Below are 24,314 nucleotides of genomic sequence, written 5' to 3' on the forward strand. Positions count from 1 at the left end.
TAGCGTTTCCAGAGTTAGTTGGGGAACGTAATCATCACCTTGGCGGAACGCTCCTTGTCCCTGGCAGTCGCGAATGCCTCCATGAACTGGTCGAAGCGGTAGCGATGGCTGATCATGGGCACCACATCAAGTTTGCGCGCGATCAGCAGCGCCAGTACGTCGTGGAACTCGGTGGGGTAGGCCAGCGAGGTGGTAATGGTCACTTCCTTGGCCAGCGCGGTCTGGAAATCCACGGCCACCGGTTCGTGATGGACCGCGATCACCACCAGCCTGGCGTGCAGCGGCGCGAGTGCGATGGCGTCGGGGATGACCCGCGCAGCGCCGGAGACTTCGATGAATGTGTCGGTGTGCACCACGGGCCAGCCGTAGAGAGTTCCCGCGCCGTGCGCCTCGCCCAGGGCCTGGCGGACATCGACCCTGGCAGGGTTCAAAGCGGCCTTTGCGCCCAGGGCACGAGCCCGCTCCAGGCGCTGTTCGGACATGTCAAAAACCACGACGTCCTCGACGCCGCGCTGGCGCAGGAACAGCACCACGCCGAGCCCGATGGGGCCGGCACCGAACACCACGACTCGGCTGCTGGGCTCGACTTTGGCGCGATTGACACCATGCAGCGCGACAGAGAGGGGTTCGGTAAGGGCCGCCTCCTCGAATGACAGTGACTCGGGGATGGGCAACACATGCTCGCCCGGGGTGACTTCCTTGACCGGCACTGTCCGACGACCTTTTCAACCGCTGGTATAAAGGTTCAGTCCCGGATACGTTGGACCAGAGCCTTTGCGGGAGTATGTTCAGTGGATTATCAGGGAGGTAAATCTCGTGCACGAATCAAGGGTATACAGAACCCGGTTGTCGGCGATCATGTTCGCGCTGCTAACTCTGGCTGGCTGCGATCAACCGGGCTGCACTCCGTCGGAACATCCAGTCCCTAAGCTGGTTGCGCTGTCTGCTTCCGCAGCTGAGGAACAACCCGCGCCCGTGCACTCTGCTGTGCCCCGTTATCCCGAGCACATTGCACTGTTTGGTGAACTGCACGTGCACACCATGAATTCGCCCGATGCCTTCATGATGAACGTCCGGGTGGGGCCTGAGGAGGCCTATCGCTATGCCCGCGGCGAGGCCATAGCGCATGTCAGCGGTGACAAGGTGCAGCTGAGCCAGCCGCTGGACTTCCTCGCGGTCACCGATCACTCCGAGTACATGGGTATCCTGCCGCAGCTATTCGATCCGGACAGCGAACTTGCGTCCCTGGAGGTCGCACAGGCCCTCACCTCGGGCGATGGCGCCGCGCGCCAGGAGGCGCTGCTGGGGGTGTTGATGACCATGGGTGCGGGCACTCCGATTCCCAGCCTGGTGGAACCCGAGCTGAGGTACGGTATCTGGCAGGAGTATGTGCAGCTGGCGGAACGTTTCTATCGCCCCGGCGAGTTCACCACGCTGGTCGGTTATGAATGGACCTCCTCCGGGGCCCTGGACGAGGTCAACCTGCATCGCAATGTGATCTTCCGCAGCAGCAATGTGCCCGACAAACCCTTTTCCAGCTTTGACAGTGTCGACCCCCGGGACCTGTGGCAGTGGCTGGACCAGCAGCGCGAGGCCGGGATCGAAGCTCTGGCGATTTCGCACAATTCCAACCTCAGCAACGGCCTGATGTTCCCGGATTCGGTCGCCTTTGACGGGGCACCGCTGGATGCCGGGTACGCCGAGCTGCGCCAGCGCAACGAACCGCTGGTGGAAATCACCCAGATCAAGGGCAGTTCCGAAACCCATCCGCTGCTGTCCCCCAATGACGAGTGGGCCGGTTTCGAGATCCTCGGCGATCTGCTGGGCGGACGCGGCACCGTGGGCGAGGTGCGGGGCAGCTACGTCCGCGACGCCTGGCTGACCGGGCTGCAGCTGGAGGCCGCCGCCGGCTTCAACCCCTACCGGTTCGGGGTGATCGGTGCCAGTGACGGCCACAATGCCAGCTCGCCGGTCGAGGAAGACAACTATCACGGCAAGATCGGCGTCGCCGACGGCACACCGGAACAGCGGCGCGGCGGCAGTTTCATCAACAAGGAACACGTAAAATACAGTGCCTCGGGCCTGGCGGGAGTCTGGGCCGAGAGCAATACCCGCGAGGCGATTTTCGATGCCCTCGCCCGTCGGGAGGTCTTTGCCACCAGTGGCCCCCGGATCAAGGTCCGGTTTTTTGGCGGCTGGGAGTGGCCGGAGGATATCCTCGAACGACACGATGCCGTGAGTCTCGCCTATGCGGGCGGCGCCGCCATGGGCGCGGATCTCCCGGACCGCAACGACGTGGCCGCGGCGCCCCAGTTTCTGGTCTGGGCGATGAAGGATCCGGCCAGTGCCTGGCTGCAGCGGGTGCAGGTGATCAAGGGCTGGGTCGAGGAGGGCGAAACGCAGGAGCAGGTGTATGACGTGGCCTGTTCCGATGGGCTGGAGCCGGATCCCGCCTCCCACCGCTGTCCGGACAACGGCGCCCGGGTGTCGCTGACCACCTGTGATATCTCTCGCGACAAGGGGGCCACGGAGTTGCATACCCTGTGGCGCGACCCTGATTTCAAACCGGAGCAGGCTGCGTTTTACTACGTTCGTGTGCTGGAAAACCCCACCTGCCGCTGGAGCACCTGGGACAGCCTGCGCACGGGCCTGCCGCTATCGGAGTCGGTGCCGCCGACCTTGCAGGAACGGGCCTATACTTCACCGATCTGGTATCGACCCCGGGGATAAAGGGCTTTCGCAGCTCAACCTCAGGCAAGCGGTGGGGGCGTTTATGAACGACAAGGTTTTGCTGAGACTGCCCTCCGAAGAGGAGGTCACTGCGTTCTGGGAGGACGGGGTAGTATGCCTGCGCGGCGTGCTCAACCCTGCTTTCGTCCTGGCTATGGCCCCCGCGGTCGACCGCCTGGTACAGGAGTCGATCGGCGGTACCATGTACGACATGTCCGCCATGGGGGCGGAAATCGCCAGCACCGGCGGCGATGTGCTGACCGACGGGCGTCAGGGCCGCGGCCGCTTTGTGTCTGGCACTGACCACTGGCGGGTTGACGCGGGATGTCGGGCCTTCGCCCTGAATCCCGGTATCGGTGCGATCGGCGCGCGCCTGTTGCGCTCGCACAAGGTCAATATGTGGGAGGACAGCGTACTGGTGAAGGAGCCGGATACCGCCGAGCGCACCGCCTGGCACCAGGACTTGTCCTACTTTCACGTGCGCGGGGAGCAGGTCTGCACCACCTGGATCCCGCTCGATGTCGCCGACGCCGAGACCGGTGCCATGAGCTTTGTGCGGGGCTCCCATCGCTGGCAGGGCCAGTACCGGCCCAACTGGTTCGTATCCAACCTGCCGATGCCGGGCACCGAGGGTGAGGTGATTCCGGATATCGAGGCGTTGGCGGCCGCCGGCGAGGTCGAGGTCGTGCAGTTTGATCTTGGCCCCGGTGACATGACGGTGCACCACGCCCGCACCCTGCACGCCGCGGGCGGCAACCTGAGCCCCAGCCGACGGCGGCGGGCTATCAGCCTGCGCTACTGCGGTGACGACGTGGTCTATTATTTCCGCGCGGGTGCGCCGCGCAAGCCACACCATGAATTCGTCCGCGAGGGCGACGTGCTCGACGGTCCCGATTGCCCGGTGGTCTGGCCGGTCTGAGAAAATCCCGCTACCGGCCCGGACCAACAGGTTATGCGAGCTCCCGCTGCGGTCTCTCCCCGTTGTCGGCTACTGTAGCCGGAATCGGTCCGCTCCGGAGCAGTGGCACAAGGAGCAGGGCTACTGTGGTGAAGACGATGAACAGAAGAAGCAGTTGGCGGTAGTTCCCGGTCAGATCGAACAGGAATCCCGCCAGTACGGGTGACAGGGACGACGCGCCAACCGCGAACAGGGTCATGACACCCATCACCCTTCCATACTCCTGCAGTGCGTACAGGCGGCCGATCAGGGCGCCCCAGAACGGCATGAAACCGCCACCGCTTACCGCCACCAGGGCCGTCGCGATCGACAGCGCGAGATAGCTGCCCGCGTCGCGAAACAGGGCCAGTGCCATGATGTTGGTTAGCAGCAGGGCCGCGAACACGATGCGGATATCCAGGCGGTCACAGCAGCGCCCGATCAGCGGGCTGAATACCATGCCTACCAGGGCGTAGAGGGAGATGAGCCAGGCCGCCTGGTCGCGGCTGGCACCGATGTCGGTGGCGAAGAAAGCCAGGTTGCTAAGCACGGTCGTGAACATGGCGACCATGACCGCAATCCCGGATCCCGCGAGCCAGAAACTGCGGTCCCTGAGTATCCACATGAACTCACCGGGTTGGCGAGTGCCCGGGGCGGTCGCGGGTGCTGGATCATGCAGGGGCCGATCACCGTCCGGGCCCAGCCCCAGCACTGCCGGTCGATCCACAATCGAGCGCCAGCTCAATAGCGGGATTACCAGAATCACAAACATACCCATGCCGCGAACCGCGATGCGCCAGTCGAAGGTATCGATCAGCAGCGTCATCAGTGGCGGGAACAGGAAACCGCCCAACTGGGTGCCCAGGGCGGCAATGCCGATGGCCAGACCACGCTGGCGCAGGAACCAGCGCGACAGCAGGAGCGGGGCAAACAGCATGCTCAGGACAACGGTACCCGCTGCCACCAGCAGTGCGTAGCTAGCCACGAACCCCCACACGTTCGGAGTAAAGGACATGGCGACGAAGCCGGAGCCCAGGGCCAGGGCAGCGCCCGCGACAATTATTCTGATGGAGTGCCGGTCCAGCCAGGCCCCCATCTTCGGCGCCAGCAGGCCCGTGGTAATGCTGCTGCCGGTGAGACCCAGCATGACCGCCGCCCGCCCCGAAGAGAATTCCCGCTCCACTTCGCCGGCGAGAATGCTGTACAGGTAGATGGACATGCCGGCAGCGATGGCCTGTACCAGCAGGCAGACTCCCACCAGGTACCAGCCATAGAAAATGGGGGTCGGTCTGCCGGGAGGATCAATGCTCATCGGCCTGATTCTGAGCTCGAATCCGGCGCATCACAAGGACATGGCGTCGCAGGAATCGGGGCTGGCATAAATTGGCACACCTCTCACCCAAATGAGGGAGGACAGTGCTGCCGCCAGCAGGCACTATGGAAGAACGATAAAAATGGAGTATTTGCCAATGGTGCTGCCTGTCGCGCCCACCCTGTCACCCATTACCGAAAGCAGCGAAACCATTGCGGGGTACCTGCCGGAACTGAATACTGCCGCGCTTATCATGTCCATCGTGCACATGACCGGCGATACCGGCATCCTCGAGGAGCTGCCGAGCCCACGCACCCTGGACGTAGTGGCTGCTGGCGCCGAGGCCGGTGAGGAATTGCTCGAAGGCGGCTATACCGCTGCCCAGGTGCAGTTCGTGCGCGAGCGGGCGCTGGCAGCCATCGCGGACTTGCGGGCCCGCGAGGGGCAGTTGCCGCCGCTGACTCCGGCGACCATGGATGCGCTGTACCGCTTCATGTGCGGCCCCGACGTGGATGCGGAGTACCTGGAATTCATCAACGAAGAAGTGGCGCTGGACGGTATCGATCGCCGCGGCCTGCAACTGCAGGATCCGGCGCTGCAGGCGCGCGCGGCGGAGTTCCCGGTGGTTATCATCGGTGCCGGCATGGGGGGAATTCTGGCGGGGATACGCCTCGGCGAGGCTGGAATCCCTTACACGATCATCGAGAAGAATCCGGGCGTTGGCGGCACCTGGTACGAGAATCGCTACCCCGGCTGCCGGGTCGATGTTCCCGGTCACAGCTACAGCTATTCCTTTGCACCCAACCACGACTGGAGCAGCCACTTTCCCCTGGCGGACGAGATCCGCGCCTATTTCGACAGCTGCGCCGAGCGCTTTGGCGTAAAGCCGCACATTCGTTTCGAGACCGAGGTTGTGGCTGCGGAATTCAGGGATGCCAGCGGCGACTGGGCAGTGCGTATCCGGGGCGCCGACGCTAGCGAGCAGGTGCTGGAAGCGCGGGCGGTGATCAGCGCCGTGGGCCAGCTGAACCGGCCGAAAATGCCGGAAATTGCCGGCCTGGAGCAGTTTCACGGGCCGCTGGTGCACTCGGGTGCCTGGCCGCGGGGGCTTGATCTCAGCGGCAAGCGGGTGGCGGTGATCGGCTCCGGCGCCAGTGCCTTCCAGATCATACCGGAGCTGGCGCAGACGGCGCGGCAACTTACGGCGTTCCAGCGCTCGCCGGTGTGGATGTTTCCCAACCCCGAATACCATTCCCCGGTCGGTAAAGGCCAGCGCTGGGCGCTGGAGAAGCTGCCCTATTATTCCAAGTGGTACCGGTTCTGGCTGTTCTTCACCTCCGTGGAGGGCGTCTACGACAAGACCCTGGTGGACCCGGACTGGCACAGCACCTGTTCCGTGAGTGCGGACAACGACGGCATGCGCGAAGCCCTGACTGCGTGGATCGAATCCCAGATCCAGGACCCGGAGCTGCTGGCGAAGGTGCTGCCCACCTATCCCCCCTTCGGCAAGCGTATCCTGCAGGACAATGGCACCTACCTGGCCGCCCTGCAGAAGGACAATGTGGAGGTGGTGACCGAGGGGATAGTCGAGGTGGACGCTCGCGGCCTGACAACTGCGGACGGCGTCCATCACGAGGTCGAGGCCATTGTCTGCGCGACCGGCTTCTACGCCGACCGCTTCCTGTTTCCGATGCACGTCACCGGCCGCGGCGGCGTCAGCCTCAATGAACAGTGGTCGGGGACCAATGGCCGCGCCTATCTCGGCATTACGGTGCCGAATTTTCCCAATCTGTTCTGTATCTACGGGCCCAATACCAATCTGGTCGTGGCGGGCAGCATCGCCCACAACGCCGAGTCCCAGGTGCATTACATCCTGGAATGCCTCGGGCTGCTGCTGGAGCGGGGGCAACACACCCTGGAGTGCCGGCAGGAGGTGCACGATGCCTACAATGCCCGGGTTGACGCGGTGAACGCCGGCACTGCCTGGGGTTCGCCGCTGGTCGACAACTGGTACAAGAACGAGGCGGGGCGGGTGACCGCGAACCTGCCGTTCCGCATCATTGAGTACTGGAAAATGACCCACCGGGTGGAGCCCGACGACTTTGCGATCCGCTGACCGCGGCGGGACAAACACCGCCATGAACCGGCCCCTACTGCCATAATAACGCGAAACACAGGAGAATACGGCCATGCATCTGGGCTTCAGCTTCATGAATACTCCCCACGACCCGGACCCGCGGGATCTCGCCCGGGCCCTGGAAGAGCGCGGCTTTGAGTCGCTCTGGACCGGCGAGCACAGCCATATACCGGTGTCCCGCAAGACTCCGTATCCGGCCGGGGACGAGCTGCCGGAAGCCTACAAGCTGATGGGGGATCCCTATGTCACCCTGATGGCCGCGGCCACGGTGACCACAACTCTGAAGCTGGGCACCGGCATCGCCCTGCTGATGGAGCGGGAGCTGTTTTCCCAGGCCAAGACCATAGCCAGTCTCGACCGCCTGAGCGGTGGCCGCCTGATGATCGGCACCGGGGTGGGTTGGAACGAAGAGGAATTTACCAATTGCACTGGCCAGCCCTGGGACAAGCGCTATGGCGTGATGCGCGAGACCGTTGCCGCCACCCGCGCCCTGTGGCGGGACGAAGAACCCGAGTACCACGGCGAGTACATTGATTTCGACCCGGTCTGGTGCAACCCCAAGCCGGCCCAGGCGGGGGGGCCGCCCGTTACCTTTGGCGCGATGGGTCCGCTCGGGGTCAAGCACGCTGCCCAGTGGGCCGACGGCTGGATGCCGGTGGACGTGGCCATGGGCGATGTTGCCACCTCTATTGCCGCCTTCCGCGAGCAGGTCACCGGCAACGGTCGCGATCCGGTCGCGGTGCCGATCACCCTGCAAACGCTGATCACACCGGATCTTGACACCCTGCAGCGCTATCGCGACATGGGTATTGAGCGGGTGGTCATTGGCGTCGCGGTGGATATGTGGGACCAGCCCGAAAAGATCATGCCGATGATCGACAGCTTTGCGGAGCTGATCCCACAGCTGGGCGCCTGAACGCGGCCGAACTCTCGCTGCACGGCCGCGGCACCGGCTTCAGTCCGTTGCCAGGCCCTGGCCGGCCGTCACTGGCAAGCCGAGAGCTGTCCAGACCAGAATGCCCTCGTCAATGATGGCAGTGTTCTGATACCCCAGTTCCCGCAGATTGTTGATCACGAAGTCGGATGCGGCGTGTGGACAAGCGCAGTAGGCAACGATCCAGGTACCGTCATTGGGCAGGTTGTCGCCGGCGCGTTCCTTCTCGCGGTAATACGGCATGGGTACCGCGCCGGGGATATGGCTGCGCTGCCAGGCCGAGGCAGGGCGCGTGTCCAGGAGGATAAACCGACGCTTCTCCTGCAGTGCCCGCACTACCTCAGCGGCGGGCACATAGCGTCCCTCACGCAAGGTGAATACCGGTTCCTCCCCGTCGGGGTTGAGCACATACTCCTCGGGCGCTGGTGGCTTGCGCAGCGTCGGCGGCTGAGGGCTCCATCCGGATGCCTGACTGCGCAGATAGGCGACGATCGCGTCGATATCCGTACTGGGTAACAGATCTGCAAAGGCAATCATGGGTGTGTTGTCACGGCCGTTGGCGATGGCATGGCGCAGGAAAGCGTCAGAGGCATTGGCCAGCAGGGCCGGGTCGCCCAGCGCCGGGCCGGTATCGCCCTCGCCCTCGGCTCCGTGACAGCTGGCACACTGCTCAGCGTAGACGACGGCACCCCTCGTGGCGTCGCCGTGTACCGGTGTGTCCGCCAGCTTGACAGGCTCTACCCCCTCGACGGCGAGCAACCAGCGAGTCAGCAGCCGCAAGTCATCGCGATTCAGGGGGCCGCCCATCTCATCGCTGTAGCCGTCCATGGCCGTGCCGGCACGGCCGTAGCCTACCGCGGTGAACAGAAAACCGGGAAAGGCTGTCGACAGCAGGGATTGACTGCGCAGTGATGGCGCGTGATCGGCGCGGTAACCGCTGCGGTCCTCGCCGTGACACAGCGAACAGTATTGCTGGTAGAGGGCTTCAGCCTGCGCCATCTCCGCGGGCTCCAACTCCAGCGACCAGTTCGGTCGTGCGACACTGAAGGTCGACACCGACAGCAGGAACAGCAAAAGCGCAATACTACGCATATAAATCTCTCTGTAACTCAAGATAGAACCTTGCCCGGATTGAGGATGCCCCCGGGATCCAGCGCCTGTTTCAGGGTGTGCATCAGGGCCAGTTCGGTTTCCGAGCGGCTGATGCCGAGGTAGGGCTTCTTCTCCAGGCCGATGCCGTGCTCTGCTGACACCGAGCCGCGGAAGGGCGCGAGGGGTTGATACACGGCCTGTTCCACCACCGGGCGCAGGCGTTCGTAGTCCGCCAGTGGCACCTGCACGCTGAGATGAAGATTGCCATCGCCCAGATGGCCGAAAATCCACAACCTGTGCTGCTCCAGCTTTGCATTCAGGCTGGCTGCCAGCGCCTGCGTATATTGCTCCATCTCCCCGATTGGCAGGGAGATGTCGAAAATGATCGGCGCGCCGCCGTTGAGGACCTGGCCGACATCGTCGCGCAGGGCCCAGAAGGCCTGGCAGTCGGCCTCCGACTTGGCGAGGACCGCATCCGCCAGCAGACCCGCCTCCCAGGCCGAGGCGAGGCAACGTTCGAAGCGCGCCGGATCCAGTTCCGGGTCGGCCCCCTGGCTTTCTACCAGCACATAAAACAGGTAGTCCTGCGGAATCGGCGGCTTGCCGGCCGCGGGCGGGCTGGTTACGAGAGCGTAGAAATCCCGCCACATCACTTCGAATGCGGACAGGGTGCCGCCCAGGTTGCGGTCCATATGGCGCAGGAACTGACTGACCTGGGCGAAACTGTCAATGGCGACAAACGCCATGGAGTGGGTCAGGGGTTGCTCACGCAGGCGCAATACCAGCCGGGTAATCACACCCAGGGTGCCCTCGGAACCGATGAAGAGCTGCTTCAGGTCGTAACCGGTATTGTTCTTGAGCAGGGGATTCAGTGCCGACACCACGGTGCCATCCGCGAGCACTACTTCCAGCCCCAGCACCATGTCCCGCATCATGCCGTAGCGGATAACGCGATTGCCGCCCGCATTGGTGGCAGCGGCACCGCCCAGGGTCGCGCTGCCGCGGGCGCCCAGGTCCAGGGGAAACATCAGTTTTTGTGTCTCGGCGGCTTCCTGCAGGGCCTGCAGTACCACACCCGCCTGCACGGTGGCGGTGCGCTGCTGCGGATTGATGTCCTCAATCGTCCGCATGCGTTCCAGGGAGAGGATGACCTGATCAGGGCCAGCGTCCGCGCCGTGTACCAGCCCGGTCAGGCCCCCCTGGGGCACCACGGTGACAGCGTTCTGCTGACACCAGCGCAGCACTGCGGCGACTTCCTCCGTGCTGCGCGGACGCACCAGGGCAGCTGCCTGCAGCGCATCACCGCGCCAGATGCCCGCTGGCCGGGTGGCGGTCTCCGCTGCGTCCAGCACTGCTGCCGGATCCAGCAGATTTCTGAGCTCCGCAACCAGTTCCGTGGCGACCTGATTCATGACGACCTCCTGGGCTCTGCGCCCCCGGACGCCCCCGACGGGGCGTCCCCGACTAGGCGCCCCCGACTAGGCGCCCCCGACTAGGCGCCCCCGACTAGAGAGCGTTGCTCCCCGGATATTCCAGAGCGAAGCCGACCAGTGTCCGCACACCTACGATCAGGGCGTCTTCCTGGGCCGTGAAGAAGGGTGAATGGTTGGAGGGCCGCTGCTCCCGGGGTACTGCCGGATCACCGACCCCCAGCATCAGGAACAGGCCCGGAATTTTCTCCTGATAATAGGAAAAATCCTCGGCGCCGGTGATCAGGTTCCCTTCGAACACGCGGTCCTCCCCCGCGGCACGCACCAGGGTCGGCATCATCGCCCGCAGCAGCTCGGGGTGATTGCCGGTCACTGGATTGGAGCCGGTGATGGTGAACGAGGCGCTGGCGCCATTGGCTTCGGCGATGCCGGTCACGGTGGCCTCCAGGCGCTCGAGCAGGCGTTCACGCTCGCCCATGTCGAAAGTTCTCACCGTGCCCAGCATGGTTACGTCGTCGGGAATGATGTTGCCGCGAACGCCGCCCTGAATGCTGCCGATGGTGACCACCGCGGGGCCCTTGGTGATGTCGATGTGGCGCCCCGGGATGCCCTGCAGTGCTGCCAGGATCTGGCCGGAGACGTAGATCGGGTCCACCCCCAGCCAGGGCGAGGAGCCGTGGGTCTGACGCCCGGTAACCTTGATTTCAATACCGTCCGAGGCGGCCATGAAGCTGCCGCTGCGATAGCCAAGGGAGCCGGCATCGTCGGGCCACACATGCAGCCCGAGTATGGCCTCCGGGGTATCCGGCCCCTCCAGGACACCCTCGCGAACCATCAGCTCGGCTCCGCCCTCTTCGCCGGGAGGCGCCCCTTCCTCGGCGGGCTGGAAGATGAACTTGACGGTACCGGCCAGCAGCTCGCGGTTCTCTGCCAGCACTTCCGCGGCGCCCATCAACATGGCGACGTGAGCGTCGTGGCCGCAGGCGTGCATCACCGGGACCTCCTTGCCCATGTATTCTCCCTTGGCCTTAGAGGCAAAGGACAGGCCGGTCTGTTCCAGCACCGGCAAGCCGTCCATATCGGCACGCAGGGCTACCACCGGACCTGGCTTGCCGCCCCGAAGGGTACCGACCACGCCGGTGTGGGCTATCCCGGTTGCTACCTCGTCAAAGTCGAGGCTGCGGAGGTGGGCTGCGACCTTGTCCGCGGTGCGGAACTCCCGGTTCGACAGCTCGGGATTGGCGTGCAGGTCGCGGCGCCACTCAATGACTCTGGGCTCGATGGCAGTAAAGGCGGATTCCAGCCCGGTTTGATTGTCGGCGGTGGCGCCGGCACTGACCAGGACCAGAGCTGACAGCAGGGGGGTGAGTTTTTTGCGCATGCTTGATCTCCTTTGCGGAGTCCGAGTGTAGCGCGACCCCGCCGCCGCGAATAGGGCCGCCCGGGAAGGGGCGCCCGGCCAGGGTGGCCCGCATAGGGCAGCCTGCGCGGTTCAGCCTCCATTCAGCAAACGGAGCGTAGCTGTATCCGGTCTGGCAGGTTGCCGGCTATCGCCTCAGCTATCGCTCTGGCGGTACTATCTACCAACCTCACAACGGCCACTCACATCACAACGGGCACTGGCCCGTAAACTCACCAAGGAGTACCTGCAATGAAGACAACCATACCGAAGACCCTGGGCCTGTGTGCCCTGCTGTTGATGGGTGCCGCTGGCGTTCAGGCCGGGGACGCTGACCCGCAGCCGCAGATCCGTGTGACCGGTGAAGGGCAGGCGACGCTGGTGCCCGACATGGCAATGTTGCAGCTGATGGTCACCCGCGAGGGCGCAAGCGCTCGCGAGGCGCTGGACGCCAACTCTGCGGCCATGCAGGAGGTGCTGGCCGCCATGCACAAGTCCGGTATAGCCGAGCGCGACCTGCAAACAGCTCAGTTCTCTATTCAGCCCCGCTATCGTCATCACCGGCCTGAAGCTTCGGGCCAGCAGGAGCCGCCCGCGATTGTCGGGTATACGGTGAGCAACAGTCTGACGGTGCGGGTTCGCGACCTGGACCAGGTCGGCGCGATTCTGGACAGATCGGTGTCCCTGGGTGTGAATCAGGGCGGCAGTATCGAGTTCCTGAACGACGATCCCGCGCCGGCGCTGGAGCAGGCGCGCGTGGCAGCGGTAAAAAATGCGTTACAGCGGGCTGCTACGCTGACCGCGGCGGCGGGGGTGAAGACCGGGCATATCCTGGAAATCTCGGAGCAGTCCTACCAGCCAAGGCCCATGCCGATGGCACGGACCGAAATGATGATGTCGGCGGATGCAGGCGCTGTCCCCATAGCCGGGGGTGAGAACACCTATAGCGTGACGGTCAATCTGACCCTGGCGCTGGAGCAGTAGCTGCCCGGGCCAAAAATCCTGATTGTCGGGGATAAGTGCGTGGCCCTGTTCGTCTTGATGTTGGCAATGGAGTCAATGTCTTCAGACAGGGTGGGGACCGCTAGCCCTCCACCCCTTAACCACAGGGTTTATTGCCAGCTTCCGGCGATAAGCCCTGCTTCGCTTTCCGCCCCTGCCACATCTCCCGCTACATGTTGGTCAATGAACCTGGCGAAATCGCCGCTGTCACTGGCGCTGGCAGGTCGGTAGGCTTCCTCGTCGCCACCCGGAAGCAGCGCCTGGGGTACCGCAATACGGGTTGTCCAGTTGCTGCTGTCGCGGCAGGCAACGCCGCGGATGGCGGAATCTTCGTCCGCGAGGATGTACTCACGACACCAGCTCCCCTCCTTGTTCGGGAAGCTGAGAACGGCGCGCAGCCGGCGTCCGTCGTCCAGCGTGTCCCAACCAGCGGCGCGGGATGGCAGGGTCTCCAGAGCGGCGGCCAGCAGTACGTCATCGGCTGCCCCTTCAAGCCCGTTCTGCCACTGTGACGCCAGCAGCAGCCCGGCAACGGCCGTCAGGGAGGCGGCAATAGCCAGTCCCTGGCGCAGGTTGCCCTGGAACCGTGCGAGCCGGTGGGGAAGGGAGCGAATGCGGCCGGGCCGGGGCTGCAACAGTTCCCGGATGCGGGCGGGTACCGGGGTACCGTCGTCACTGGTGGCCGCGTCCTGGAGTTCGCTGTGCAGGGTCTGCAACTCCGCCAGGCGGGCGCTCAGGGCAGGCTCCTGCGCCAGTCGTGATGTCAGCGCCGCAGCGGCTGCGGGCTCAAGCTCGCCATCGACGTACGCGGATAAAAGCTCGAAATCTCTGTCTTGCATAGTGTTGTCCACGTCTAATCCCACCCCGGGCCTTCCCGGTATTTCAGTAATTGCGCCCTGGCACGGGCGATACGGCTCATGATCGTACCCACCGGCACCTCCAGAATCGCCGCTGCCTCAGCGTAACTCTTGCCCTCCACAGCCACCAGCGTCAGAGCCAGGCGCTGCTCCGGCGGCAGCTTCGCAAGAGCTGCGCTCAGCGTCTCCAGGGCTCGTTCGTGTCCGGCACTCTCCTCGGCCGAGGGCGCTTCGTCGTTATCCCAGGCCATCAGCTGGGGATACCGCTGCCGGACATCGCGGGACCGGAGCTCGTCAATCCAGGCGTTCTTGCAGACCCTGTAGGCCCACTTGACAGCGTCTGCATCAGCAGGCATACCTTTCTCCAGAATACGCTCCACTGTCATCTGCAGCAGATCGTCCGCATCGGCGGCCGATCCACTCAGTGACCTGCAGAACCGGCGCAAGCTGCCGAGTTCTGCCAGTAGAATTTCTCGCTGTGAAGTGCTCAGCGATGGCATAATGGTCCTGTTACTGGAGATGACGGATAACCGCGTGATTCTATTCCATTTACTGGAATTATTCGCGTTGTGATTCGTCTCAATTGTATGTGCGTCACCGACGCGAGGGGTGAAGATCGTGCCACAGTGTACCGGATTCGCAATGCAGGCTGCTCGAGGACAGGTAGCACACACTCGGTTGCTGCTCGCAGGCGCACTGGCCGTCGTCCTGCTCTGGGCGGCGCCGCTACCGATGCAAAACGCCTCCGCCCAGGTTCCCTGCTGTATGGACGAATCCGAGCTTGAGGACCGTCTCGAAGACGACATCGAGGAGGATATCGCAGAGGACGTCGAGGACGGCGTGGACGACGCGGTCGGGGAAACCATCGAAGAATCGATAGAAGAGTCGATCCAGGACACTATCGACGAGTCGGTGGAGTCCTCGGTTGAAGAGTCCGTTGCGGGAGTGGTCGAAGAGACGGTTGAGGAGTCTGTTGAAGACTCGGTAGAAGATTCTGTGGAAGAGTCGGTTGCCGGTGCGGTGGAGGAGTCTGTCGAGGAGTCCGTTGAGGAAGAGGTAGTGGCTTCGGTCGAAGAGTCGGTCGAGGAGAATGTAGCGGCCTCAGTGGAGGAGTCTGTCGAGGAGGACGTGGCAACCTCGGTGGAAGAGTCGGTCGAGGAGAATGTAGCGGCCGCAGTGGAGAAGTCTGTCGAGGAGGACGTGGCAACCTCGGTGGAAGAGTCGGTCGAAGAGAATGTGGCGGCCTCAGTGGAAGAGTCTGTCGAGGAGAATGTAGCGGCATCGGTAGAGGATTCGGTTGCGTTTAGCGTCGCCGATGGAATCGAAGAGCGGCTCGAGACCGAGATTGACAGCGTTGTCGACGAGCTGGAGAGCCAGCTGGAAATCGACGAGGCTCGCATCAACACCCGGCAGTGGCTGGTCATGGCAGAGCCGGAGGTATTCGAGGAGCTGGCAGTCGAGGGTTACCTGTTCGACCGCGTAACTGAGCTCTCGGGCATGGGGCTGCTGCTGGCGGAAGTGGAAGCCCCATCCAGTTTCGAGATTTACGATATTCGCGAGGGGGTGATCGACGTAGTCGGCACCGGGCGTGCCGAAGTCGATCTCAACCACGTCTACACCGCTGGCGCGCCGGTGCAGCACTCGGTGGAGGGCAGCACTCCGCGCTCTGTTTTGCGCTTTCCCGCCGATATAGAAGACATGCCCCTGCGTCTGGGCATGATCGACAGCCTGGTGGACACCGCGCACCCGGCGCTGAGCGACGCCAATATCCACAGCGAGGCCTTTACCAGCGAAGGGGCCAGTATGCCGTCTTCTCACGGCACTGCGATCGCCTCGATTTTCATCGGCCGCGACCAGAGCTATCTGGGGCTGGCACCGCAGGCGGAGCTGTACGCCGCCGCTGTGTTCGAACAGGATCCCAGTCGCGGGGAAATTGCCAGCACGGTCAGCCTGGTCCGGGCGCTTGATTGGCTCATGTCCTCTGGCGTCGATGTCGTCAATATTTCCCTGGCCGGGCCACCCAATCGGCTGTTGGAGAAGGCGCTTGACCGCGCCGCCCTGCGCGGGGTGCTTATTTTCGCGGCAGCGGGCAACGGTGGCCCGATGGCAAAGCCGATGTACCCCGCAGCCTATCCCTCTGTTATCGCAGTCACCGCAGTCGACGCCAGCGGCCGCATCTTCCGCCTGGCCAACCGTGGGGATTATGTTGATCTGGCAGCCCCCGGCGTCGGCCTGCTGCACGCGCGCTCAGGCGGGGGTTATGCGACCTCATCGGGGACCTCTTTCGCGGTGCCTTTCGTGGCCACAGCGGCCGCGCGCCTGCGCCTGCTGACGCCGCTGGAAGATATCCGCGCTGCGCTTATTCGCAGTGTGCAGGATGAGGGTTCTCCCGGCAGGGATGACACCTATGGTTACGGGGTACTGCGTTTCGCCGGCTGACTACCAGCGGTACAGGAAGCGGGTGCCGACGATGCCCTGTTCGTAATCGCTGACCGCGAAGTTGGACTTGTAGTCGCTGTAACCGGCGTAGACCTGCAGGGCACTGTTTTCCGTAAGTGGATACTCGAGGTCGGCGAGCCAGCGGTGTCGCTCATCCGCCCGTTCATCTCCCTCACCGCTGCCGATGCCGGGCGTAATGCCACTGTAATCCCGCTCCTCATAGCGATAGGCCAACTCCACCTTCAGCACCTTTGATCCGAGATCAATGCGGCGTATGTAACGCAGCTTGGCGGCATGGGCCTTGTAGTTCAGACGCTCCAGGTTTGCATCCTCGGTTTTGAACCGGTAACCGAAATTGAAATAGCTGCGCAGGCCGCGGGCAAAATAGTACAGGTCCAGCTCACCGGTGTGGGTCTGGGCATCCCGCTCCGATCGATCCTCGATGCGCTTGTCGGCGAAGACATACGCTACCCGGCTGAACACTTTGCGGTTGACGAAGCCGGATAGCGAGGGTGAAACCCGGTACAGCTCCAGGAACCCCGCGTCGTCCAGCAGGGAGTTCACATAGAACAGCGACAGCCCCGTGTCCACCGGCTGCATTTTCATGCCCAGGTTGGCGCCAAGGATGTGGGATTGCCGGTTCAGCTGTGAAAATTCCTGAAACATGTCCTGGCTGAAGTCGTAGCTGAGCCGCAGGTCTGTATCAGGGGTAAAGTGTTTGCGCAGGCCCACTTTCCCATCCAGGGTCAGCGCGTAATCACCCTGGCGCACGCTGGTGTCGAGTTCATCGACGGTGACGTTGGTGTCGTATTCTCCGCCAATGCCGACTTCCGCTGAGTAGGTGGTTGCCGGCGGTTTCGATTGCGCGTCATCCGCGAGGCAGAACATGGGAGCAAAGCCAAACAGCAGGGCAGTGAACCTGTATAGGGTGGAGCAGGGCCATTGCATGCCTGGCTTCCTGAAGGCAGTCGGGACGGAAACAGGAGCCTAACCAATGGTGGCGGGCGTCACAAGGATTTATAGGGAATTATGTCGGTTTGTGGAGTGCTTTCCGGCGCGGGTGCAACGCTATGGTATTTGCCCGACAGGCTGAATCAGCGCAGAATAATGGCCCCCTGTGAGCTGTGAGATCCCGTGACCGACCTGCAATCCCCACTGCGCTACCTGCCGCATATGCAGTCTCCCGAACTGCTGCATATGGGTCTCTCCCCCATGCCCACAAACGCGTGGATAGAGCCCGATGAAGATACTGCATTGTTCCACCAGCACAAATTGCAGCAGCGGCAGCGGCTGGGTGACCGGGTCTGGTGCGCACTGCCGGAATCAGGGCCCGCGCAGGAGGAAACCGCAGAGTTGTTGGCGGCCCATCTGCAGCGCGACTATCCTGCACTTTATTCCTTGCACGGCTCATCCTTACGCTGTGCCGGCGGCGAATTCACGGTGCCCCTGAAAGGGGGGGAGCCGCTGTGGAACAGCTCCCTGTGGATAGCTGACGATCTGGTGCTTATGGAGCAGCGGGGCACGGAGTACGTCCTCACCGCAGCCAGTCTCTGCAGCCCCAGCCACTGGCGGCTGGAAGACAAGTTTGACCGTAGTATGAGCGCAATCCATGCGGTGATTCCCGGCTTCGACGCTACCCTGGAGCCGAAGATTGAGCGGTTCTTTGCGCATCTCCGGGTAGAGCGCCCCGTCGTGCGGCACAACTGGAGCCTCCAGTTGGGCAATGTGCTCTGCGCGCGCCCCGGCGAGGAGGGGCGGGGCGTGGGCGAGCTCTACTACCGCAGTGAACGGCAGTCCCTGCGGCGGCTGCCCAGGAGCGGCGCCATTGTTTTTACTATCCGGGTCTACCTGCATCCATTGCAGGTACTGGCGTCGGTGCCGGGAGCGATTCCCCGGCTGCTGGCGGCAATTGATGCCTGTTCTCCGGCGCTCTATGCATACAAGGGATTCGCGGCTATGGAGGATGCGCTCGCAGTCTGGCGTAGCCCTGGCTGATGGCGGATCTCGCGCTTTGGCAGTATCTGGTCATCGCCCTGTTGTTTGTCTGGGGAGGCTTCGTGCGTTCGGGCCTGGGCTTTGGCGGCGCCGTCCTCACCCTGCCTTTCCTGCTCATGGTGCACAACGCGCCGCTGGTGTACCTGCCGATCATATCGGTGCACCTGCTGCTGTTCTCGTTCCTTACCATAGCGCAGGCCCATCTCCGAGTCCGACGGGCGGGAACCGCTGCTGCCGGCGCGGTGCAGACGACAGTCAATTGGACTTTCCTGCGCTACGCGTTCCTGCTGATGCTGATTCCCAAGCTGATAGGGGTGGCGGGGGTTATCACCTTGCCGGCGACGGTGGTCAGCAGTTTCATTTTTGTAGTGGTGGCAGTGTACGCCGTCAGCTATATCCTGCAGCGTCCCTTCAAAAGTAACAGCCGCAAGCTGGATGCGTTGTTCATGATCCTTGGCGGCTACGTCAGCGGGACCTCGCTGATTGCAGCGCCCCTGGTGGTGCCGGTGGCCGCCAGTCGGGTGGCCCGACACGAACTGCGCGATACCCTGTTTGTGCTGTGGTTTGTGCTGGTTGCGATCAAGCTGACTGCGTTTGCCTGGACCGGAATAGACCTGCAGTGGCAGCACCACCTTTGGCTATTGCCCTGTGCCGCAGTGGGGCACGTGCTTGGCTTGCGCTTTCACGACTACACCCTGCGGGCGGACACTGGCGTGTTTTTCCGGGTGCTGGGAGTGGGTCTGCTGGCGGTGAGCCTGGCGGGTCTGGCACGCATGCTGGCGCAGACCCTGTCCTGAGACTTCTCCCCTGAGCTAGGTCCGGGGCTTGAAGCGGGGCTTCGGCTTGTTGGGTTTTTTTGGGCCCGAGGGCTTGCCCTCACTGGTCTTGCCCAGGCGTGCCATGCTGTCCGCGCCGGCGGTCGAGCCGTCCAGGCGGGCGATACCGAGCCGCTGTCCGCTCACCCAGACTCCACGCAGGTGGTCGAAGATCTCAGGGGGCATTCCCTCCGGCAGGTCCACTGTGCTGTAGTCGTCGTGGATCACGATGCGGCCGATGTGTTCACTGTCGATGTCGGCCTCGTTGGCGATGGCGCCGACGATATTGCCCGGCTTGACCCCGTGATTGTGCCCCACTTCGATACGGAACCGTTCCATGCCTTTGCCGGGGGCTGCATCCCGTTGCGGTGTTGGCGCCCGGGCGGGCCGTTCACGCTCACGCTCGCGGCGCGGCCGGTCCTCGCGGTCGCGGGGGGCCTCCCTGGGCGTGCGCTCGGTGGCGGCGGTGGTCGTACCCTGCCCCTTGCCATCGCCCTGCGCCAGCAGCGCCAGTGCCGCGGCGATGTCCACCACCGGGACGCCGAACTCACGCTGATAGTCGTCGACCAGCTGGCGCGCGGTGTCGAGATCCCGGGTGTCCAGGGTGGCGGTAATCTGCTGCTTGAAACGGTCGCTGCGGCGATCGCTCACGTCCTGTGCGCTGGGCAGCTGCATTGGCACGATGGTGTTACCGGTAGCCCGTTCAATGGCCTTGAGCAGGCGCCGTTCGCGGTTGGCGGCGAACAGGATGGCCTGGCCGGTGCGCCCGGCGCGGCCGGTGCGGCCGATGCGGTGCACGTAGGCTTCGACATCGGTGGGAATGTCGTAGTTGATGACGTGGCTGATGCGCTCCACATCCAGGCCTCTTGCGGCGACGTCGGTCGCGACCAGGATATCCAGCTGGCCTTTTTTCAGGCGCTCGACGGTTTTTTCCCGCTGCTGCTGGGGAATGTCACCGTTCAGCGGCGCCGCCGAATAGCCGCGAGCCGCGAGCTTCTCCGCCAGCTCCGTGGTGGCAATGCGGGTGCGCACGAACACAATGATGGCGTCGAAATCCTCCATCTCCAGGATCCGGGTCAGGGCATCCAGCTTCTGCATCCCGGCAATCATCCACACCCGCTGGTGGATGGATTCATTGGCCATGGACTTGACCTGGATGAGCACTTCCTGCGGGTCTTTCAGGTGGTGCTGGGCAATGCGCCGGATCGCCTGGGGCATGGTGGCGGAGAATAGAGCGATTTGGCGCTGCTTGGGGGTTTGCTCCAGAATCCATTCAACGTCGTCGATGAAGCCCATACGCAGCATTTCGTCCGCTTCATCCAGTACCAGGGCCTGCAACTGGGACAGATCCAGCGAGCCGCGGCGCATGTGATCCATGACCCGGCCGGGAGTACCGACAATAACGTGAACCCCGCGTTGCAGCTGCCGCAGCTGGCCGCGGTAGTCGGAACCGCCGTAGATCGGCACGACGTGGAAGCCGGGCAGGTGACTGGCGTACTTCTGGAATGCCTCCGACACCTGGATGGCCAGCTCCCGGGTCGGCGTCAACACCATGACCTGGGGCAGCTTGCTGGCGGTCTTCAGGCGCGCCAGCAGCGGCAGGGCGAATGCCGCGGTCTTGCCGGTGCCGGTCTGGGCCTGGCCTACCAGGTCGGAGCCTGCCAGCAACGGTGGAATGGTGCGGGCCTGAATTGCGGAGGGCGTTTCATAGCCAACATCGCTCAGCGCGCGGAGAAGAAAGTCGGGCAGGTTCAGGTCCGCGAAAGTGGTCGCGTCGGGGGACTCGGAGGTCATGGGGAAAGTACCTTGAGGGGTGGCGCAATAAATGGAGCGACAGTATACAGGGTCGCGCCGGCAGAACAACGGCGAGGCCGGGTAAATATGCCGGCCTGGGGGTTCATGGGCCACTGCCCCTGGCAGGGCCTTGGGCTATACTGCTGCGATAACCCCAATAACCGGAGACCGAACCATGCCCCAGCCGACAACCGTCAACGACTGCATGCGCCGCCAGCCCCTGACCATTCGCCCGCAAACCAACCTGGTGCAGGCTGTCAATTTGATCGTCGAGCACAGGCTCACGGGCCTTACCGTCACCGATGAGTCCGGGGAGGTGCAGGGGGTGTTGTCGGAAATCGACTGCCTGCGGGGCATACTCGCTTCGATCTACAACGACGGGGATCCCGAACACGCCCTGGTCAGCGAGGTCATGACCCGCACGGTCAATTCCTGCAGCGCCGGCGACAGTATCGTCGAGGTGGCCCAGGCAATGCTGGACACCCGTCAGCGCCGCCGCCCGGTCCTTGCGGACGGCCGGCTGGTGGGGCAGGTCAGTTGTCGCAACATCCTCTGGGCCCTGATGGAGCATTCCCGGCGCAAGCTGCAGGACCAGCGCAAGTAGGCCCGGTTCGGGCACGCTAGCCCTCGCTGTCAGCGGTACCTGCGAGGCGGCGCAGCACATAGTGCAGGATGCCACCGTGGCGGTAGTAGCTGAACTCATTGGGGGTATCTATGCGGATGCGTGCCTCGAAGCTCTGCTCATCCGCATCCGACCGGGACACGGTCACAGTGACCTTTTGCTGGCCGGGCTCTATGGCCGGAATGGCGAAGGTCTCGTCGCCCTCAAGGCCCAGGGATTCAGCGGTGTCGCCCTCGCTGTATTGCAGCGGCAGGATGCCCATGCCCACCAAGTTGGAGCGATGGATGCGCTCGAAGCTCTCCGCTATCACCGCACGCACGCCGAGCAGGGAAGGGCCCTTGGCGGCCCAGTCCCGCGACGAACCGGTGCCATATTCCTTGCCTGCGAGTACCACCAGGGGCACTCCCTTGCGGCGATAACACTCTGCGGCGTCAAAGATGGAAGTCGTTGATTCGTCTAGAAAATAGGTGGTCCAGCTACCCTCGGTACCCGGCGCCAGCTGGTTGCGCAGACGGATATTGGCGAAGGTGCCACGCATCATGACTTCGTGGTTGCCGCGGCGTGAGCCGTAGGAATTGAAATCCTCGCTGGCGACACCCTGCTCCTGCAGGTACTGGCCGGCCGGGCTGTCAACCGCGATCGCGCCGGCGGGGGAAATATGGTCAGTGGTTACGCTGTCGCCGACCTTGACCAGGCAGCGCGCGCCCTCGATGCCGGTGACCGCGGGCGCCTGCGGCGTCATACCCTCGAAGAAGGTCGGTTTGCGCACATAGGTGGATTCCGGCCAGGGGTAGCGCTCGCTGTCTGCCACCAGCAGCTCGTTCCAGGTCTCGTTGCCGCTGTAGACATCGGCGTATTTGCTGCGGAACATGTCCGCGTTGACCGCACTGGCCACGATCTCGCTGATCTCCGCGTTGCTGGGCCAGAGGTCGGCCAGGGTTACCGGCTTGCCATCTGCATCTTCTCCCAGCGGTTCCCGGTAGAAGTCGATTCCCATGCTGCCCGCGAGGGCATAGGCTACCACCAGCGGCGGTGAGGCCAGGTAATTGGCGCGTACATCCTGGTGGATCCTGCCCTCGAAATTGCGATTGCCGGACAGTACCGACGTCACCAGCAGATTGCCTTTGTGGATGGCTGCGGCGATATCCTCCGGCAGGGGGCCGGAGTTGCCGATGCAGGTGGTGCAGCCGTAGCCCACCAGGTAAAAGCCCAGGGCCTCGAGGTCCTCCATCAGGCCGGTTTTTTCCAGATACTCGGTGACCACCTTGGAGCCGGGGGCGAGGCTGGTCTTGACCCAGGGCTTGGCTTTCAGCCCGCGCTCCCGGGCCTTGCGCGCCACCAGGCCAGCGGCCACCAGCACCGCGGGGTTGGAGGTATTGGTGCAGCTGGTAATCGCGGCAATCACCACCGCGCCGTGTTGCAGTTGGAACGGTTCGCTGCTGCCGCGCTTGATGGTGACACCGGTAAGCGCGGTCGTCTCCTCTTCGGTCACGGTCCCGCCTTCTTCCTCCCAGTCGCCCTCTTCACCGGACACCAGAATGAGTTCCTGGAACTCGCCCAGCACCTTGGTGAAGTCGGCCTTGCTCTCGGTCAGCGGTACCCGGTCCTGGGGCCGCTTGGGGCCCGCGATGCAGGGCACTACCTGCGCCAGGTCCAGCTCCAGGGTGGCGCTGTAGCGCGCCTCCACACTGTCCGCGTCGTGCCACATGCCCATAGTCTTTGTGTAGGCCTCAACCAGGGCAAGCTGCTCTTCGCTGCGCCCGGTGAGCCGCAGGTAGTTGATGGTTTCCGCATCCACCGGGAAGATGCCGCAGGTGGCGCCGTACTCCGGTGCCATGTTGGCAATGGTAGCGCGGTCTGCAAGGCTCAGGTGGGCGAGTCCGGGGCCAAAGAATTCGACGAATTTGCCCACCACGCCGTAGCTGCGCAGCTGTTCGGTGACCGTGAGCACCAGGTCAGTGGCGGTGGCGCCCTCGGGCAGCTGGCCGCTGAGGCGAAACCCCACAACCTCGGGAATCAGCATGGTCACCGGCTGCCCCAGCATCGCCGCCTCGGCCTCAATGCCCCCCACGCCCCAGCCCAGTACGCCGAGACCGTTGATCATGGTGGTGTGGGAGTCGGTGCCCACCAGGGTGTCCGGGTAGGCCAGGCGTTTGCCGTCCTGTTCCAGGGTAAACACGCCGCGGGCCAGGAATTCCAGGTTGACCTGGTGCACGATACCGGTGCCGGGCGGCACTACCTTGAAATTGTCGAAGGCCTCCTGGCCCCAGCGCAGGAACTGGTAGCGCTCCAGATTGCGTTCAATCTCCACCTCGGTGTTGCGGGCGAGGGAATCCTCAGTCCCGAAGTAGTCCACCATGACTGAGTGGTCGATCACCAGCTCCACTGGCGACAGCGGATTGATCTTGCCGGGCTCGCCGCCCAGCTCGACCATGGCATCGCGCATGACGGCAAGGTCGACGATCGCCGGAACGCCGGTGAAGTCCTGCAGCAGAACCCGGGCCGGCACGAAGGCAATTTCCTGGCTCGGTGCTGCCGCGGGGTCCCAGTTGGCCAGGGCCTCAATGTCGCCATCGCTGACATAGTCCTCATCCCCGTGGCGCAGCAGGTTTTCCAGCAGCAGTTTCAGCGAGTAGGGCAGGGTGGCGGTGTCACCGACGGCTTCCAGCGAGGCAAAGGGGAAGATGGTGTAGTCGGTGTCGTTGACAGTGAGGTTTTGCTGCTTGCGGTAGCGTGTGCTCATACCTGGTCCTCTGGGGCAAAAAGAGTGAGCCGGGACGCAAAGGTCCCGATCAGTTATCCTACTATAGCAGCCGGGC

The 24,314-nt window shown here is 63.7% G+C and carries 19 protein-coding genes; 9 read left to right on the top strand and 10 right to left on the bottom strand.

What is annotated here, in order from left to right; all coding sequences use genetic code 11:
* Positions 1-14: 14 nt before the first annotated feature.
* Positions 15-710, bottom strand: coding sequence for a zinc-binding dehydrogenase (locus tag Q6D67_RS14560; protein WP_304706391.1), 696 nt, complete (start codon positions 708-710; stop codon positions 15-17).
* Between the two features lie 265 nt (positions 711-975).
* On the opposite strand from Q6D67_RS14560, the gene Q6D67_RS14565 reads away from it, so the two are divergent.
* Together Q6D67_RS14565 and Q6D67_RS14570 are read left to right on the top strand one after the other, a co-directional pair.
* On the top strand, positions 976-2,730 hold the full coding sequence (locus Q6D67_RS14565) for a DUF3604 domain-containing protein (RefSeq protein WP_304706392.1): 1,755 nt from the start codon (positions 976-978) through the stop codon (positions 2,728-2,730).
* A 43-nt stretch (positions 2,731-2,773) separates the two neighbouring features.
* Positions 2,774-3,649 (top strand): phytanoyl-CoA dioxygenase family protein, encoded by an 876-nt coding sequence (locus tag Q6D67_RS14570; protein WP_304706393.1) that lies wholly within the window; start codon positions 2,774-2,776, stop codon positions 3,647-3,649.
* Between the two features lie 31 nt (positions 3,650-3,680).
* Here Q6D67_RS14570 and Q6D67_RS14575 read toward each other — a convergent pair whose 3' ends face one another.
* Positions 3,681-4,979: an MFS transporter gene (locus Q6D67_RS14575; protein ID WP_304706394.1), complete on the bottom strand. Its 1,299-nt coding sequence runs from the start codon at positions 4,977-4,979 to the stop codon at positions 3,681-3,683.
* 157 nt (positions 4,980-5,136) lie between these two features.
* On the opposite strand from Q6D67_RS14575, the gene Q6D67_RS14580 reads away from it, so the two are divergent.
* Complete coding sequence (locus Q6D67_RS14580; RefSeq protein WP_304706395.1) at positions 5,137-7,095, top strand: NAD(P)/FAD-dependent oxidoreductase; 1,959 nt, start codon at positions 5,137-5,139, stop codon at positions 7,093-7,095.
* Between the two features lie 73 nt (positions 7,096-7,168).
* Positions 7,169-8,032 (top strand): LLM class F420-dependent oxidoreductase, encoded by an 864-nt coding sequence (locus Q6D67_RS14585; RefSeq protein ID WP_304706396.1) that lies wholly within the window; start codon positions 7,169-7,171, stop codon positions 8,030-8,032.
* Positions 8,033-8,071: 39 nt separating this feature from the next.
* On the opposite strand, the gene Q6D67_RS14590 is transcribed toward Q6D67_RS14585, so the two are convergent.
* The 3 genes from Q6D67_RS14590 to Q6D67_RS14600 form a co-directional block, all read right to left on the bottom strand.
* Positions 8,072-9,142 (bottom strand): c-type cytochrome, encoded by a 1,071-nt coding sequence (locus Q6D67_RS14590; protein WP_304706397.1) that lies wholly within the window; start codon positions 9,140-9,142, stop codon positions 8,072-8,074.
* A gap of 17 nt (positions 9,143-9,159) precedes the next feature.
* Positions 9,160-10,554 (bottom strand): FAD-binding oxidoreductase, encoded by a 1,395-nt coding sequence (locus tag Q6D67_RS14595; RefSeq protein ID WP_304706398.1) that lies wholly within the window; start codon positions 10,552-10,554, stop codon positions 9,160-9,162.
* A gap of 94 nt (positions 10,555-10,648) precedes the next feature.
* Entirely contained in the window at positions 10,649-11,953 is a 1,305-nt protein-coding gene (locus Q6D67_RS14600) for an amidohydrolase (protein ID WP_304706399.1), read from the bottom strand.
* Positions 11,954-12,223: 270 nt separating this feature from the next.
* On the opposite strand from Q6D67_RS14600, the gene Q6D67_RS14605 reads away from it, so the two are divergent.
* On the top strand, positions 12,224-12,955 hold the full coding sequence (locus Q6D67_RS14605; RefSeq protein WP_304706400.1) for an SIMPL domain-containing protein: 732 nt from the start codon (positions 12,224-12,226) through the stop codon (positions 12,953-12,955).
* A gap of 128 nt (positions 12,956-13,083) precedes the next feature.
* Here Q6D67_RS14605 and Q6D67_RS14610 read toward each other — a convergent pair whose 3' ends face one another.
* Positions 13,084-13,812 (bottom strand): anti-sigma factor, encoded by a 729-nt coding sequence (locus Q6D67_RS14610; protein WP_304706401.1) that lies wholly within the window; start codon positions 13,810-13,812, stop codon positions 13,084-13,086.
* 14 nt (positions 13,813-13,826) lie between these two features.
* Positions 13,827-14,330, bottom strand: coding sequence for an RNA polymerase sigma factor (locus Q6D67_RS14615; RefSeq protein ID WP_304706402.1), 504 nt, complete (start codon positions 14,328-14,330; stop codon positions 13,827-13,829).
* Positions 14,331-14,595: 265 nt separating this feature from the next.
* Between Q6D67_RS14615 and Q6D67_RS14620 the strand changes: the two genes are divergently transcribed.
* Positions 14,596-16,269, top strand: coding sequence for a S8 family serine peptidase (locus tag Q6D67_RS14620; protein ID WP_304706403.1), 1,674 nt, complete (start codon positions 14,596-14,598; stop codon positions 16,267-16,269).
* Here Q6D67_RS14620 and Q6D67_RS14625 read toward each other — a convergent pair whose 3' ends face one another.
* Positions 16,270-17,217, bottom strand: a complete 948-nt coding sequence (locus Q6D67_RS14625; protein WP_304706404.1) for a hypothetical protein — start codon at positions 17,215-17,217, stop codon at positions 16,270-16,272.
* 186 nt (positions 17,218-17,403) lie between these two features.
* Here Q6D67_RS14625 and Q6D67_RS14630 point away from each other — a divergent pair, with 186 nt between their 5' ends.
* Together Q6D67_RS14630 and Q6D67_RS14635 are read left to right on the top strand one after the other, a co-directional pair.
* Positions 17,404-18,264 (top strand): DUF3445 domain-containing protein, encoded by an 861-nt coding sequence (locus Q6D67_RS14630; protein ID WP_304706405.1) that lies wholly within the window; start codon positions 17,404-17,406, stop codon positions 18,262-18,264.
* On the top strand, positions 18,264-19,061 hold the full coding sequence (locus Q6D67_RS14635) for a TSUP family transporter (RefSeq protein WP_304706406.1): 798 nt from the start codon (positions 18,264-18,266) through the stop codon (positions 19,059-19,061). Before Q6D67_RS14630 ends, Q6D67_RS14635 begins: the two co-directional genes overlap by 1 nt.
* 15 nt (positions 19,062-19,076) lie before the next feature.
* On the opposite strand, the gene Q6D67_RS14640 is transcribed toward Q6D67_RS14635, so the two are convergent.
* Positions 19,077-20,873 (bottom strand): DEAD/DEAH box helicase, encoded by a 1,797-nt coding sequence (locus Q6D67_RS14640; protein ID WP_304706407.1) that lies wholly within the window; start codon positions 20,871-20,873, stop codon positions 19,077-19,079.
* 175 nt (positions 20,874-21,048) lie between these two features.
* On the opposite strand from Q6D67_RS14640, the gene Q6D67_RS14645 reads away from it, so the two are divergent.
* Positions 21,049-21,477 (top strand): CBS domain-containing protein, encoded by a 429-nt coding sequence (locus Q6D67_RS14645; protein WP_304706408.1) that lies wholly within the window; start codon positions 21,049-21,051, stop codon positions 21,475-21,477.
* 16 nt (positions 21,478-21,493) lie between these two features.
* Here the strand turns inward: Q6D67_RS14645 and acnA are convergent, their stop codons facing one another.
* Entirely contained in the window at positions 21,494-24,238 is a 2,745-nt protein-coding gene (acnA, locus tag Q6D67_RS14650; RefSeq protein WP_304706409.1) for an aconitate hydratase AcnA, read from the bottom strand.
* Positions 24,239-24,314: the final 76 nt, after the last annotated feature.

This window comes from Haliea sp. E1-2-M8, assembly GCF_030649675.1.
In the GTDB taxonomy this organism is placed as follows: Bacteria; Pseudomonadota; Gammaproteobacteria; order Pseudomonadales; family Halieaceae; genus Haliea.

What these genes read in the sequence shown, in the direction of transcription:
- Q6D67_RS14580 (WP_304706395.1), top strand. Translation starts at nt 5,137, where the DNA reads ATGGTGCTGCCTGTCGCGCCCACCCTGTCACCCATTACCGAAAGCAGC.
- Q6D67_RS14600 (WP_304706399.1), bottom strand. Translation starts at nt 11,953, where the DNA reads ATGCGCAAAAAACTCACCCCCCTGCTGTCAGCTCTGGTCCTGGTCAGT.
- Q6D67_RS14620 (WP_304706403.1), top strand. Translation starts at nt 14,596, where the DNA reads ATGGACGAATCCGAGCTTGAGGACCGTCTCGAAGACGACATCGAGGAG.
- Q6D67_RS14590 (WP_304706397.1), bottom strand. Translation starts at nt 9,142, where the DNA reads ATGCGTAGTATTGCGCTTTTGCTGTTCCTGCTGTCGGTGTCGACCTTC.
- Q6D67_RS14645 (WP_304706408.1), top strand. Translation starts at nt 21,049, where the DNA reads ATGCCCCAGCCGACAACCGTCAACGACTGCATGCGCCGCCAGCCCCTG.
- Q6D67_RS14610 (WP_304706401.1), bottom strand. Translation starts at nt 13,812, where the DNA reads ATGCAAGACAGAGATTTCGAGCTTTTATCCGCGTACGTCGATGGCGAG.
- acnA (WP_304706409.1), bottom strand. Translation starts at nt 24,238, where the DNA reads ATGAGCACACGCTACCGCAAGCAGCAAAACCTCACTGTCAACGACACC.
- Q6D67_RS14595 (WP_304706398.1), bottom strand. Translation starts at nt 10,554, where the DNA reads ATGAATCAGGTCGCCACGGAACTGGTTGCGGAGCTCAGAAATCTGCTG.
- Q6D67_RS14635 (WP_304706406.1), top strand. Translation starts at nt 18,264, where the DNA reads ATGGCGGATCTCGCGCTTTGGCAGTATCTGGTCATCGCCCTGTTGTTT.
- Q6D67_RS14575 (WP_304706394.1), bottom strand. Translation starts at nt 4,979, where the DNA reads ATGAGCATTGATCCTCCCGGCAGACCGACCCCCATTTTCTATGGCTGG.
- Q6D67_RS14570 (WP_304706393.1), top strand. Translation starts at nt 2,774, where the DNA reads ATGAACGACAAGGTTTTGCTGAGACTGCCCTCCGAAGAGGAGGTCACT.
- Q6D67_RS14585 (WP_304706396.1), top strand. Translation starts at nt 7,169, where the DNA reads ATGCATCTGGGCTTCAGCTTCATGAATACTCCCCACGACCCGGACCCG.
- Q6D67_RS14625 (WP_304706404.1), bottom strand. Translation starts at nt 17,217, where the DNA reads ATGCAATGGCCCTGCTCCACCCTATACAGGTTCACTGCCCTGCTGTTT.
- Q6D67_RS14605 (WP_304706400.1), top strand. Translation starts at nt 12,224, where the DNA reads ATGAAGACAACCATACCGAAGACCCTGGGCCTGTGTGCCCTGCTGTTG.
- Q6D67_RS14615 (WP_304706402.1), bottom strand. Translation starts at nt 14,330, where the DNA reads ATGCCATCGCTGAGCACTTCACAGCGAGAAATTCTACTGGCAGAACTC.
- Q6D67_RS14640 (WP_304706407.1), bottom strand. Translation starts at nt 20,873, where the DNA reads ATGACCTCCGAGTCCCCCGACGCGACCACTTTCGCGGACCTGAACCTG.